Origin of the sequence: Streptomyces fodineus, assembly GCF_001735805.1 — a bacterium.
Taxonomy (GTDB): domain Bacteria; phylum Actinomycetota; class Actinomycetes; order Streptomycetales; family Streptomycetaceae; genus Streptomyces; species Streptomyces fodineus.
In genome coordinates, this window is sequence record NZ_CP017248.1 from 3,464,667 (window position 1) to 3,476,969 (window position 12,303).

Sequence of the window (12,303 nt, forward strand, 5' to 3'; positions counted from 1 at the left end):
AAGCGTCGTACGCGGGCGCCGGGTCCCCACCCCACGCCCCCGTGGTCACCGCTCGCGCGCGCCTCGTGTACGTCCGTCACGAGCCCTCACGAGCTTTCGATACGACTCGTAGCGTAATGCCATCGAGGGCCCGCGCGACACCACCCCCCGGTGATCTCCCTCACGACCGCACAGATCCCGCCGGTTATGGTCGAGGAATGCAGAGCCGCACTTCCGCCGGCCGTACCGGCCGCCCGCGCAGCACCGCCGCGGACACCGCGATCCTGGCCGCGACCCGGGAGGCGCTGGTGGAACTGGGCTGGTCCAAGCTCACGCTGGGAGACGTGGCGACGCGGGCCGGGGTTGCGAAGACGACGCTGTACCGCCGCTGGGCGGGCAAGCCCGAGCTGGTGTGCGACGCGGTGGCGGAACTCTTCGACGAGCTGGAGCTTCCCGACCGCGGCAGCCTGGCCGCCGACATCGAGGGCGTGGTCCTCCAGTTCGCGGCCATCCTGGCCCGCCCGGAGGCCAAGAGCGGCCTGATGGCGGTGGTCGCCGAGTCCACCCGTGACGACGCCCTGCGCGAGCGCGTCCGGGCCTCCATCGTGGAGCGCCAGATCCGCCTGGTCCTTCAGGGCCGCGCCCGTGCCCAGAGCCGGGGCGAGCTCCCGCCGGAGCCCGACCCCGAGGAGTCCGCCCGCACGGTCGACCTGATCTTCGACGTGGTGGCGGGTGCGGTGGTGCACCGCACCCTGGTGAGCGGCAAACCGGCGGACGAGGAGTGGGTGCGCGACTTTACGCGGGTGCTGCTCCTGGGCCTGACTTCTCAGCCGGCCGAGTCGCCCGCACGAGGCAACGGCGCCTAGAAACCGGCCGGCTCCGTGTACACCCCCCACTCATCCCGCAGCACCCCGCAGATCTCACCCAGCGTCGCCTCGGCGCGTACGGCGTCCAGCATGGGCTCGATCATGTTGGAGCCACCCCGCGCGGCAGTCAGCATCGCGTCCAGCGCGCAGCGCACCGCGGACTCGTCACGTCCGGCCTTCCGCGCGGCGAGCACCCGCACCTGCTCCCGCTCCACCTCGTGGCTGACCCGCAGGATCTCCAGGTCCCCGGTGACGGACCCGGTGTGGACGTTCACGCCGACGACCCTCTTGTCGCCCTTCTCCAGGGCCTGCTGGTAGCGGAAGGCGGACTCGGCGATCTCGCCGGTGAACCAGCCGTCCTCTATCCCGCGCAGGATCCCGGAGGTGATCGGTCCGATCGGGTGCCGCCCGTCCGGGTGGGCCCTCAGACCCCGTTCCTTGATCTGCTCGAAGATCTTCTCCGCGTCCGCCTCGATCCGGTCCGTCAGCTGCTCGACGTACCACGAACCGCCCAGCGGGTCGGCCACGTTGGCGACCCCGGTCTCCTCCATCAGCACCTGCTGGGTGCGCAGCGCGATCTCCGCGGCCTGCTCGCTCGGCAGCGCGAGCGTCTCGTCGAGGGCGTTGGTGTGCAGGGAGTTGGTCCCGCCGAGCACGGCCGCCAGCGCCTCCACGGCCGTACGCACCACGTTGTTGTACGGCTGCTGGGCGGTCAGCGAGACCCCGGCCGTCTGCGTGTGAAAGCGCAGCCACTGGGCCTTCTCGGACTTCGCGCCGTACACGTCCCGCATCCAGCGCGCCCAGATGCGCCGCGCCGCACGGAACTTGGCGATCTCCTCGAAGAAATCGACGTGCGCGTCGAAGAAGAAGGACAGGCCGGGCGCGAAGACGTCCACGTCCAGGCCGCGGGACAGCCCCAGTTCGACGTACCCGAAGCCGTCCGCCAGCGTGTACGCCAGCTCCTGCGCGGCCGTCGCCCCGGCCTCGCGGATGTGGTAGCCGGAGACGGACAGCGGCTTGTAGGCGGGGATGCCGGCCGCGCAGTGCTCCATCAGGTCGCCGATCAGGCGCAGATGGGGCTCGGGCTGGAAGAGCCACTCCTTCTGCGCGATGTACTCCTTGAAGATGTCGGTCTGGAGGGTCCCGTTGAGCACCCCCGGATCCACTCCCTGCCGCTCGGCGGCGACGAGGTACATGCAGAAGACGGGAACGGCCGGCCCGCTGATCGTCATCGACGTCGTGACGTCACCGAGCGGGATGTCCTTGAACAGGACCTCCATGTCGGCGGCCGAGTCGATGGCGACGCCGCAGTGCCCGACCTCGCCGAGCGAGCGCGGGTCGTCGGAGTCGCGGCCCATCAGCGTCGGCATGTCGAAGGCGACGGAGAGCCCGCCACCGCCGTTGCCGAGGATCATCTTGTACCGCTCGTTGGTCTGCTCGGCGTTGCCGAACCCGGCGAACTGGCGGATCGTCCAGGTACGCCCGCGGTAGCCGGTCGGATGGAGCCCGCGCGTGAAGGGGTACTCCCCGGGCCAGCCGATCCTCTCGAATCCCTCGTACGAGTCACCCGGCCGGGGTCCGTACACCGGCTCCACGGGGTCGCCGGAGAGCGTGGTGAAGTCAGCGTCGCGCTTGCGCGCGGCGTCGTAGCGGGCCTGCCAGCGGCGGCGGCCCTCCTCGATGGCGTGAGCGTCCATACCATCGAATTTACTAGGACGTCCTAGTAAATGTCGATGGCTGACCGCCGCACGGTGTCGTACGGCGGTGAAGCGTTACGCCTTCGCGACGGCCGGGGCCGGGTCGGCGACCTTGGTCTCCAGCTCGCGGCTGACCTTGCGCTCGACGAAGAACGCGGCGGTCGGAATCGTCCCGGCGAGCAACACCCACAGCTGCTTGCCGACCGGCCACTTCGCCTTGGAGCCCAGGTCGAAGGCGAAGACCAGGTAGACGACGTACAGCCAGCCGTGCGCGATACCGACGAAGGTGGTGAACTTGTCCGCTCCGTCGAGGTGAATCCCGTACTTGGCGATCACGCCCAGGGTCAGCAGGACCAGCAGCACACCGGTGACGTAGGCCATGACGCGGTAGCGGGTCAGCACGCTCTTTTTCATGCCGTCGAGCGTAACCACCCGTTCCGGGAGATCTTGCCCCGGGTCACTCCTCGTCGAAGTCGTGCGCCGCGATCCGCAGCGGGCGCAGCATCGCGAAGATCTCCGCGCACTCCTCCGCGTCGTACACCCCGAGCCCGAAGTCCATGGCCATCAGGTCGCGGGTGGCCGCGTCGACCACCTCGCGTCCCTTGTCGGTGATGACGGCGAGGGTGCCGCGCCCATCGTTCGGATTGGGCCGCTTGGCGACCAGCCCCGACCTCACCAGCCGGTCCACGGTGTTCGTCACCGAGGTGGGATGCACCATGAGCCGCTCACCGATCTTGGACATGGGCAGCTCACCGGCCTTGGAGAAGGTGAGCAGCACCAGTGCCTCGTACCGCGCGAACGTCAGTCCGTACGGCTTGACCACCGCGTCCACCTCGGCGAGCAGGATCTGCTGGGCCCGCATGATCGAGGTGATCGCGGCCATGGACGGCACGTTTCCCCAGCGCTGCTTCCAGAGCTCGTCGGCACGGGCGATGGGATCGAAGGGGAGGCTGAGTGGCTTCGGCACGTCATCAGACCCTACCGGCCAGTCATATGCCGGTCAGCCCCGTCTCGCCTTTCGGTCGCCCCCTCATCCACCTCCCAGGTGAGGCGGCCGGGCTCAGGGGCGCGGTCACCCGTACGCCTGAAGCCGGCGCAGCACCCGCGGCGCACGAGCCCGGGTGACCGGCGCCCGCAGGCACCGCCGGGCGGCGGGCGTCCCGGCCAGCGGCGCCTTGAGGACCGCGAGCGACCCGGCGACGACCAGCAGCAGCGGACACAGGTAGGCCATGGTGTCGGCGAAGGACCCGAACAGCCGCAGCAGCGACTCCAGCCCCAGCCCGGTCAGACACACCGTGAGGACAGCCGCACGGACCGCCAGCTCGATGAGCCAGTTGACCAGGGCCCGCTCGGGAGTGATCCCCCGCTCCAGCCACAAGCGGAGCCGGTCGAAGGACCACCCCGTCGCCCAGCCCGTCAGCGGCCGCAGCAGCAGCCGGTCGGCGACCGCGCCGAAGGCGCCCCCGCGGGGGCGGTATTCGTACCCGGTGAGCAGCCGGACGCCGTGGGCGTCTGGCACGTAACGCCAGTAGGCGCTCGCCTCGGATACCGGGGAGAGCGGATGTGAGGAGGAGAAACGCAGGGCGCACACGCGCGTGCCGTCGGGGCGGTCCTTCTCGCCGGCCCCGACGCCGGTGCCGGGCACGGTGAGGAGCGGCAGCACGCGCCAGGCGCAGGTGAAGCGCCGCGGCTCGCCCGCCGTGCCCGGGAGCGGCTCGATCGACTTGAAGCGGAGGTCCCAGCGCAGGCGCGTGACGGGGTCCTGGGTGTGCGCCCACAGCGCGTCGAGGTCGGCGCGTATGTGTGTCTCTCGGTAGAGACCCATGGTGTTCCCCCAGGTCAGAGCGTGAGTTGAGCGATCACTCAAAACATCAGGAGGGGAACGTACACCGCCTTTGGAGTTCACTCAAAAGATGAGCATCCCTCAGAAGCTAGGACGCCAGATGCCGTTCCACGGTCTCCACCTTGGAGGTGAGTCCGTCGGTCACGCCGGCGCGGATGTCGGCCTTGAGGACGAGCGAGACGCGCGGGGCGCGCGCCTCCACCGCGGCGACGGCACGCCTGACGACGTCCATGACCTCGTCCCACTCGCCCTCGATGGAGGTGAACATGGCGTCGGTGCGGTTGGGCAGCCCGGAGGCGCGGACCACCCGGACGGCGTCGGCGACGTACTCCCCCACGTCCTCGCCGACGCCCAGGGGCGTCACGGAGAAGGCGACGATCACGCGTTCACGACTCCTTCCTTGCGGGCGCGGGCCGCGATGATCTCGTCCTCGGCGGCGCGCTTCAGCCTGCGCTCGGCGAAGAAGCCGCCGGTGGGCAGCACGGAAAGGACGAAGTACAGCAGGCCGGTCTTCAGCGGCCACTTGGTGCGGTTCCAGGCGTCCGCCCAGAAGATCACGTAGAGGACGAACAGGACGCCGTGGACCGCGCCCATCACGGGGACCGCGTTGAAGTCCGTGGTCCGCTTCAGCACCGAGCAGACGAGCAGGATCAGGAAGGACACGGCCTCCGGGGCCGAGACCAGGCGGAGACGGCGGAGGGCGGTGGCGGTCTTGATGTCCACGGATCACCTTCGGTGGGAGAGTCGCGACGGTCTGCCGGTTACGGTCCGTCGGCTGGGGGCTGCCGTTTGTGAACGCACGCACAAGCGTCGCACCATTGTGGCAAACGACGACTCTAGGGGTCCGCTCAGGGTCGGTATCCACCCACGGGCCCTGTCCCGTCCACCCGCCGCGCCGCTACTTTCACTGGGTGGCGATGTTCCGACTCCAAGGCAGCAAAGTGCTCGCCGTCGACATGACCGGGGATGCCGTGAAGGCGAAGAACGGCTCGATGGTCGCGTACGACGGGCAGATGAACTTCAAGAAGCTCACCGGCGGCGGCGAAGGGCTGCGCGGGATGGTGACCCGGCGGCTCACCGGCGAGCAGATGACGGTGATGGAGGTGAAGGGACACGGCACCTGCTGGTTCGCGGACCGGGCCTCGGAGATCAACCTGGTCGGCCTCCAGGGGGACAAGCTCTACGTGGAGTCGAGCAACCTGCTCGCGACCGACGCGGGACTCAGGACGGGCACGACGTTCACCGGACTGCGCGGCGCCTCGCAGGGCAACGGCCTGTTCACCACGACCGTCGAGGGGCACGGACAGGCGGCGATCATGTCCGACGGGCCGGCGGTCGCCCTCCGGGTCAGCCCGCAGTACCCGCTGATCGTCGACCCGGGTGCGTACATCGCGCACCAGGGCAACGTCCGGCAGTCCTTCCAGTCCGGCGTGACGTTCCGCACGTTCTTCGGTGAGGGCGGGGGCGAGGCCTTCCAGATCCGCTTCGAGGGCGACGGACTGGTCTACGTGCAGCCGAGCGAGCGGAACACGATCGCGGGGGATCTGTAGCCATGGCGTTCCGGGAGATCAACTCCAAGATGGTCGAGGCGACCGTGCTGCCCGGCCAGCGGCTGTTCAGCCAGCGCGGCGCGATGCTCGCCTACAAGGGGGACGTGTCCTTCACGCCGAACCTCCAGGGCGGCCAGGGCGGCCTGATGTCCATGATCGGGCGCCGGGTGACGGGCGAGGCGACACCGCTGATGACGGTGGAGGGCAGCGGCACCGTCTTCTTCGGGCACGGCGGCCACCACGTCCATGTCATCAACCTCACCGGCGACACGCTCTACGTGGAGGCGGACCGCCTGCTCGCCTTCGAGGGCACGCTCCGCCAGGGCACGATGTTCATGGGCTCCCAGGGCGGGGTGATGGGCCTGGTCCGCGGCCAGGTCACCGGCCAGGGCCTGTTCACCACCACCCTCCAGGGGCAGGGCTCGGTCGCCGTGATGGCGCACGGCGGCGTCTTCGAGATCCCGATCACCCCCCAGCGCCCGGTCCACGTCGACCCGCAGGCCTACGTCGCCCACCACGGCGACGTCCGCAACAAGCTGTCCGCCGCGCTCGGCTGGCGCGAGATGGTGGGCCGTGGCTCCGGCGAGGCCTTCCAACTGGAGCTGAGCGGCAACGGCACGGTGTTCGTCCAGGCGTCGGAGGAAAAGCTGTGAGCATGTACGGAACTCCGGGCGCCGGACCGGCCGGGCCGGTCGTGTACGACCCGATGACGCTGCCCGCCGACGACAACGTGAACAAGTACACGTTCTGTGTCGAGCTCAAGAGCGGCCAGTGGTTCCTGCAGAAGGGGAAGATGATCGCCTACTACGGGGCGATCGAGTTCAACGGCATCGGGCATGGGCGACTCGACCGAGTTGTCCGCACGTCCTTCCATTCGCCACTGCACGCGAGCGACTGGGTCGTGGCGGCGGGCTCGGGCAAGATGCTGCTCGCCGACCGGGCCTTCGACGTCAATTCCTACGACCTGGACGACGGGAACTTGACCATTCGCGCGGGCAACCTGCTCGCTTTTCAGCCAAGTCTCGCGCTCAAGCAATCGATCGTGCCGGGTTTTCTGACCCTTATCGGAACCGGCAAGTTTGTCGCCGCATCTAACGGTCCGGTGGTGTTCATGGAACCTCCGATCCGGGTCGACCCGCAGGCGCTCGTCGGGTGGGCCGACTGCCCGTCGCCGTGCCATCACTACGACCACGGCTATCTGACGGGTGTACTGGGCGGTCTACGTGCGATGACGGGCCTCGGCGGGGTGTCCGGGGAGGAGCACCAGTTCGAGTTCGTGGGCGCCGGGACGGTGCTGTTGCAGTCGACGGAGACCCTCATGGAGGAGACGGCGACGGGGGTCGTTCCGTCCGAGCCAGGGGTGCCCGGAGGTGGCGTTCCGGGGTCGGTCGGACACGGTCCGCAATCGGCGGGTGCACCGCGCCTTCCCGGACAGCTGGGAGACCTCCAGCGTCGCTTCGGGCTGTGAGCGGTAGTCTGCGGAGTGTGACGTCGAACGCGTGCGCACTGTCACACCACCCGAAGTAGTTCGTCATTCAACTTCTTAGGTAGACTTCATTCATGGAGACCGAAACGGCCACGCGCTGGCTGACCGATGCGGAGCAGTGCGCCTGGCGCACCCACCTGGAGGTCAACAGGCTGTTGACGTACCAGCTGGAAAAGGATCTGCAGCCGTTCGGCCTGACTATGAACGACTACGAGATCCTCGTGAACTTGTCCGAGTCGGACGATCTGCGCATGCGGATGAGCGACCTCGCCTCCGCGACCCTGCAGTCCAAGAGCCGGCTGTCGCACCAGATCACGCGAATGGAAAACGCGAATCTGGTGCGCCGGGAGAACTGCGAGTCCGACCGGCGGGGGCTGTACGCCGTGCTGACCGAGCATGGCATGGAGACGATGAAGAAGGTGGCGCCACATCATGTCGCCTCCGTGCGGCGGCACTTCATCGACCTGCTGTCGCCGGAGGCGCTGATGGAGCTGGACAAGGCGCTGAAACCGATCGCCGAGCACCTCAGGGGGCAGCGGGGACGTCCCTGAGCAGTGCGGGGTGCCGCAGCTGGGGCGGGGGTGGGTCGCTCACCGGGGCCGGCAAGGTTCCTCCTCCAGAGGGGCGACCCCAGCGCCCACCCGTGCCGCCCGCACCCGGCGACGGCGATACGTCGCCACGGCGGGTAGCACGGCCGCCCCGCCCGCCAGCAGGAAGCACACCCCGAGCGGCACCCGTCCGATCAGCAGCCCCGTCACCACCGCTCCCGCCGAACTCCCGGCGTTCACCCCGGCGTTGACCCAGGCGCCCGCCTGTGTGCGGGCACCCTCGGGTGCCGCCTCGTCGACCACGAGGTACGCCGTCGTCAGGGTAGGGGCGATGAACGCCCCGGCGAGTGCCATGACTCCGGCGAGGGGCCACAGGCCCGGCGCCAGGCCCGCCCCCGCGATCACCAGGCCGAGCGCCACGGCGAACCCGCACAGCCGTACCCGGGCCGGTGCCCGCCACGCCACCGCCCCGTTGGCCAGGCCCCCCACCGCACTGCCCGCAGAGAGCGCGCCCAGCACCCAGGGCACCACGGCGGTGTCGTACGACCGCTGCGTGGCGAAGGCCATCGCCAGCAGGTCCACCCCGCTGAGGGCCAGTCCGGCGCCCGCTGCCACGACGACCGGCGCCAGCAGCCCGCAGAGGGCGCCGCGCGTCTTGCCCGGGGCGGCGGCCCGCGGGCCGGGCAGCACCGGGGACGTGACGAAGACGCAGGTACCGCCCACGATCAGCAGCGCGCTGAGCAGGATTGCGGACGCCGGCGGGGCGAAGCCCATCACCGCGCCGACCAGGGCCGGACCGGAGACGTACAGCAGTTCCTCGGCGACGCCGTCCAGGCTGTAGGCGCGGGCCAGCATGCCCGGTTCCGGGGCCAGTTCGGCCCACACCGCGCGCATGGTCGGGCCCAGTGGCGGCGCGCAGGCGCCCGCGAGGGCCGCGGCGATCGCGATGGCCGCCGGGGGTGCGCCGGGGCGCCAGGTCAGTGCGGCCAGGACGCACAGCAGGGCGCCGTAGAGCACCGACATGGGCAGCAGGGCCCTGCGCGCCCCGTACTGGTCGATCAAGGCCGCCCTGAGCGGCATCAGGAAGACCGTCGCGGCCCCGAACAGGGACATGACGGCGCCGGAGACGGCGTACGAGCCGGTGGCCCGGGTGACGGACAGCATCACCGCCAGGGAGACCGTGCCGTAGGACAGACGGGCGGTGAGGGCGGAGGCGAAGGTGCGGCGCGCGTGCGGGAGGCGCAGCACGGCGGCGTACGAGGACTGCGTAGGGGCATGCGTGGACATGCTGATGTTCCTCTGGTGGGAGGCGGAAGAGGGGACACCGAAGGACGCGAGGGCCTTCTCGGCGGCCTCGCGGTCCGGTGTGCGCTCTACGCCAAGGTGAGGAACATGCCCGCCAACCTAGCAACAGCAGCGGCGGGTTGGCGAGGCTCAGCCCTGCGTCAGACCGGCCACCAGCTCGTCCGCCGCGCGGTACGGGTCCAGTTCGCCCGCGACGATGCGCTCCGCGAGCGCGCTGAGGCGGCGGTCGCCGTGCAGGTCGCCGATGCGTTCGCGCAGGGCGGTGACGGCGATGGTCTCCACCTCGCGGGCCGCGCGGGCCCTGCGGCGCTCGGCGAGGACGCCGCGCTCCTCCATCCACGCGCGGTGCTTCTCCAGGGCCTCCACGACCTCGTCGACGCCCTCGGCGCGGGCCGCGACCGTCTTGACGATCGGCGGGCGCCAGTCGCCGGGCCCGCGGGACTCGCCGAGGCCCAGCATGTGGTTCAGCTCGCGGGCCGTGGCGTCGGCGCCGTCCCGGTCCGCCTTGTTGACGACGTACACGTCGCCGATCTCCAGGATGCCCGCCTTCGCCGCCTGGATGCCGTCGCCCATGCCCGGGGCCAGCAGGACCACGCTGGTGTCCGCCTGGGAGGCGATCTCGACCTCGGACTGGCCGACGCCCACCGTCTCGACCAGGATCACGTCGCAGCCCGCCGCGTCCAGCACCCGGATCGCCTGCGGCGCCGCCCAGGCCAGGCCGCCCAGGTGGCCCCGGGTCGCCATCGAGCGGATGTAGACACCCGGGTCGGAGGCGTGCTCCGACATGCGGACGCGGTCGCCGAGCAGGGCGCCGCCCGAGAACGGCGAGGACGGGTCGACGGCCAGGACGCCGACCCGTTTGCCCTGTTTGCGGTAGGCCGTGACGAGCGCGGAGGTGGAGGTCGACTTACCGACACCGGGTGAGCCCGTCAGGCCCACCACATAGGCGTTGCCGGTCAGCGGGGCCAGCGCCGCCATGACCTCCCTGAGCTGCGGGGACGCCCCCTCCACAAGGGAGATCAGCCGGGCCACGGCCCGCGGCCGGCCTTCCCTGGCCAGGGCCACCAGAGAGGAGACGTCCTGCATCAAACAGCTCCGTTCACTTCAGCAACGTACCTTCAGCGATGTATGGGGAAGTCAGGCCTTCGGCACCCGCACGATCAGGGCGTCGCCCTGGCCGCCGCCACCGCACAGCGCGGCCGCGCCGGTACCCCCGCCGCGGCGCTTGAGCTCGAGCGCCAGGTGCAGCACGAGACGGGCGCCGGACATGCCGATCGGGTGACCGAGGGCGATCGCACCACCGTTCACGTTCACCTTTTCGGTGGACACGCCGAGGTCCTTCATTGATTGCACGGCGACCGCGGCGAAGGCCTCGTTGATCTCGATGAGGTCGAGGTCGGAGACCTCCAGGCCCTCCTTCTTCAGGGCATGCTGGATGGCGTTGGACGGCTGGGACTGCAGGGAGTTGTCCGGGCCCGCCACATTGCCGTGCGCGCCGATCTCCGCGAGCCAGGTCAGGCCCAGCTCCTCGGCCTTGGCCTTGCTCATCACGACCACGGCCGCGGCGCCGTCGGAGATCTGCGAGGAGGAGCCGGCGGTGATCGTGCCGTCCTTGCTGAAGGCGGGGCGCAGCTTGCCCAGGGACTCCGCGGTGGTGTCGCCGCGGATGCCCTCGTCCTTGCTGAACAGGACCGGGTCGCCCTTGCGCTGCGGGATCTCCACCGGGGTGATCTCGGCCTCGAACAGGCCGTTCTTCTGCGCGGCGGCGGCCCGCTGGTGGGACAGGGCGGCGATCTCGTCCTGCTCGGGGCGTCCGATGCCGAGGCGGGTGTTGTGCTTCTCCGTGGACTCGCCCATGGCGATGCCCTCGAAGGAGTCGGTCAGGCCGTCGTAGGCCATGGCGTCGAGCATCTGCACCGCGCCGTACTTGAAGCCCTCGCGGGACTTCGGCAGCAGGTGCGGGGCGTTGGTCATGGACTCCTGGCCGCCCGCCACGACGATGTCGAACTCGCCGGCGCGGATCAGCTGGTCGGCCAGCGCGATGGCGTCGAGGCCGGAGAGGCAGACCTTGTTGATGGTGAGCGCCGGGACGCTCATCGGGATGCCCGCCTTCACGGCGGCCTGGCGAGCCGGGATCTGGCCGGCGCCGGCCTGGAGCACCTGGCCCATGATCACGTACTGCACCTGGTCGCCACCGATCCCCGCACGGTCGAGGGCGGCCTTGATCGCGAAGCCGCCCAGATCGGCTCCGGAGAAGGACTTGAGGGAGCCGAGCAGTCGTCCCATGGGGGTGCGTGCACCCGCGACGATCACCGAGCTGGTCGTTCCAGAAGGCATGAGCTGCGATCCCCTTACCGGCCTGCACAGCCGAGGAGTGAACGAGGGTTTACTTCGAATGTACTGATGGCACTCCGTGCCGTCATCGGGCCGTCGGTGTGATCGCGCGCACGTTGCGTAACCACCGCCGTAGCGCTGCACTGAATCCATGCTGACGCGAATCGACCACATCGGGATCGCCTGCCGCGACCTAGACGCGACCGTCGAGTTCTACAGGGCCACGTACGGCTTCGAGGTGTTCCACACCGAGGTCAACGAGGAGCAGGGCGTGCGCGAGGCCATGCTCAAGATCAACGAGACCTCGGACGGCGGGGCCTCCTACCTCCAGCTGCTGGAGCCGACCCGCGAGGACTCCGCGGTCGGCAAGTGGCTGGCCAAGAACGGCGAGGGCGTCCACCACATCGCCTTCGGCACGGCGGACGTGGACGGGGACGCCGCCGACATCCGCGGCAAGGGCGTACGCGTCCTGTACGACGAGCCCCGGCACGGAACCATGGGGTCGCGGATCACCTTCCTGCACCCGAAGGACTGCCATGGCGTGCTGACGGAACTGGTCACTTCGGCCCCTGTTGAGTCGCCCGAGCACTGACCCCCGTACATAAGGGCCGGTAGGGTTGGGGGCGGTCGTCCCCGAAAGTGGGGGACGGCCGTTCCGGGGTCCGGGTTTCGGGGGACGAGCGTCGGGGCAGCAG

Annotated in this window: 15 protein-coding genes; 6 read left to right on the forward strand and 9 right to left on the reverse strand. The window is 69.9% G+C overall.

Going from position 1 to position 12,303, the window contains the following annotated elements; genetic code table 11:
• The first annotated feature begins 197 nt into the window (after positions 1-197).
• On the forward strand, positions 198-845 hold the full coding sequence (locus tag BFF78_RS14060) for a TetR/AcrR family transcriptional regulator (protein WP_069778653.1): 648 nt from the start codon (positions 198-200) through the stop codon (positions 843-845).
• On the opposite strand, the gene BFF78_RS14065 is transcribed toward BFF78_RS14060, so the two are convergent.
• The 6 genes from BFF78_RS14065 to BFF78_RS14090 all read right to left on the reverse strand — a co-directional run bounded on the left by BFF78_RS14065 (position 842) and on the right by BFF78_RS14090 (position 5,108).
• Positions 842-2,542 carry an acyl-CoA mutase large subunit family protein gene (locus BFF78_RS14065; protein WP_069778654.1) on the reverse strand — a complete coding sequence of 567 codons (1,701 nt, stop codon included), beginning with the start codon at positions 2,540-2,542 and terminating at the stop codon, positions 842-844. The two genes, BFF78_RS14060 and BFF78_RS14065, sit on opposite strands and share 4 nt — an antisense overlap.
• 75 nt (positions 2,543-2,617) lie before the next feature.
• Positions 2,618-2,956, reverse strand: a complete 339-nt coding sequence (locus BFF78_RS14070) for a DUF3817 domain-containing protein (protein ID WP_069783562.1) — start codon at positions 2,954-2,956, stop codon at positions 2,618-2,620.
• A gap of 43 nt (positions 2,957-2,999) precedes the next feature.
• On the reverse strand, positions 3,000-3,509 hold the full coding sequence (locus BFF78_RS14075) for a MarR family winged helix-turn-helix transcriptional regulator (RefSeq protein WP_069778655.1): 510 nt from the start codon (positions 3,507-3,509) through the stop codon (positions 3,000-3,002).
• A 105-nt stretch (positions 3,510-3,614) separates the two neighbouring features.
• Positions 3,615-4,367 (reverse strand): hypothetical protein, encoded by a 753-nt coding sequence (locus BFF78_RS14080; protein ID WP_069778656.1) that lies wholly within the window; start codon positions 4,365-4,367, stop codon positions 3,615-3,617.
• A 106-nt stretch (positions 4,368-4,473) separates the two neighbouring features.
• Entirely contained in the window at positions 4,474-4,767 is a 294-nt protein-coding gene (locus tag BFF78_RS14085; protein WP_069778657.1) for an MTH1187 family thiamine-binding protein, read from the reverse strand.
• Positions 4,764-5,108 (reverse strand): DUF3817 domain-containing protein, encoded by a 345-nt coding sequence (locus BFF78_RS14090; protein WP_069778658.1) that lies wholly within the window; start codon positions 5,106-5,108, stop codon positions 4,764-4,766. The genes BFF78_RS14085 and BFF78_RS14090 overlap by 4 nt, the downstream gene beginning before the upstream one ends.
• Positions 5,109-5,302: 194 nt before the next feature.
• Between BFF78_RS14090 and BFF78_RS14095 the strand changes: the two genes are divergently transcribed.
• The 4 genes from BFF78_RS14095 to BFF78_RS14110 all read left to right on the forward strand — a co-directional run bounded on the left by BFF78_RS14095 (position 5,303) and on the right by BFF78_RS14110 (position 7,972).
• Entirely contained in the window at positions 5,303-5,935 is a 633-nt protein-coding gene (locus BFF78_RS14095; RefSeq protein WP_069778659.1) for an AIM24 family protein, read from the forward strand.
• Positions 5,936-5,937: 2 nt separating this feature from the next.
• A complete protein-coding gene (locus tag BFF78_RS14100) occupies positions 5,938-6,588 on the forward strand; it encodes an AIM24 family protein (RefSeq protein ID WP_069778660.1) in 651 nt (216 codons plus the stop codon).
• Positions 6,585-7,403, forward strand: coding sequence for an AIM24 family protein (locus BFF78_RS14105; protein ID WP_069778661.1), 819 nt, complete (start codon positions 6,585-6,587; stop codon positions 7,401-7,403). Before BFF78_RS14100 ends, BFF78_RS14105 begins: the two co-directional genes overlap by 4 nt.
• Positions 7,404-7,495: 92 nt before the next feature.
• The gene (locus BFF78_RS14110) at positions 7,496-7,972 is read left to right on the forward strand and encodes a MarR family winged helix-turn-helix transcriptional regulator (RefSeq protein ID WP_069778662.1); all 477 of its coding nucleotides are present in this window, start codon (positions 7,496-7,498) and stop codon (positions 7,970-7,972) included.
• A gap of 39 nt (positions 7,973-8,011) precedes the next feature.
• On the opposite strand, the gene BFF78_RS14115 is transcribed toward BFF78_RS14110, so the two are convergent.
• The 3 genes from BFF78_RS14115 to BFF78_RS14125 all read right to left on the reverse strand — a co-directional run bounded on the left by BFF78_RS14115 (position 8,012) and on the right by BFF78_RS14125 (position 11,611).
• Positions 8,012-9,256: an MFS transporter gene (locus tag BFF78_RS14115; protein WP_069778663.1), complete on the reverse strand. Its 1,245-nt coding sequence runs from the start codon at positions 9,254-9,256 to the stop codon at positions 8,012-8,014.
• A 147-nt stretch (positions 9,257-9,403) separates the two neighbouring features.
• The gene (gene meaB / locus BFF78_RS14120; RefSeq protein ID WP_069778664.1) at positions 9,404-10,360 is read right to left on the reverse strand and encodes a methylmalonyl Co-A mutase-associated GTPase MeaB; all 957 of its coding nucleotides are present in this window, start codon (positions 10,358-10,360) and stop codon (positions 9,404-9,406) included.
• A gap of 51 nt (positions 10,361-10,411) precedes the next feature.
• Entirely contained in the window at positions 10,412-11,611 is a 1,200-nt protein-coding gene (locus tag BFF78_RS14125; protein WP_193433459.1) for an acetyl-CoA C-acetyltransferase, read from the reverse strand.
• Positions 11,612-11,759: 148 nt separating this feature from the next.
• Between BFF78_RS14125 and mce the strand changes: the two genes are divergently transcribed.
• Positions 11,760-12,200: a methylmalonyl-CoA epimerase gene (gene mce, locus BFF78_RS14130; protein ID WP_069778666.1), complete on the forward strand. Its 441-nt coding sequence runs from the start codon at positions 11,760-11,762 to the stop codon at positions 12,198-12,200.
• Positions 12,201-12,303 lie beyond the last annotated feature (103 nt).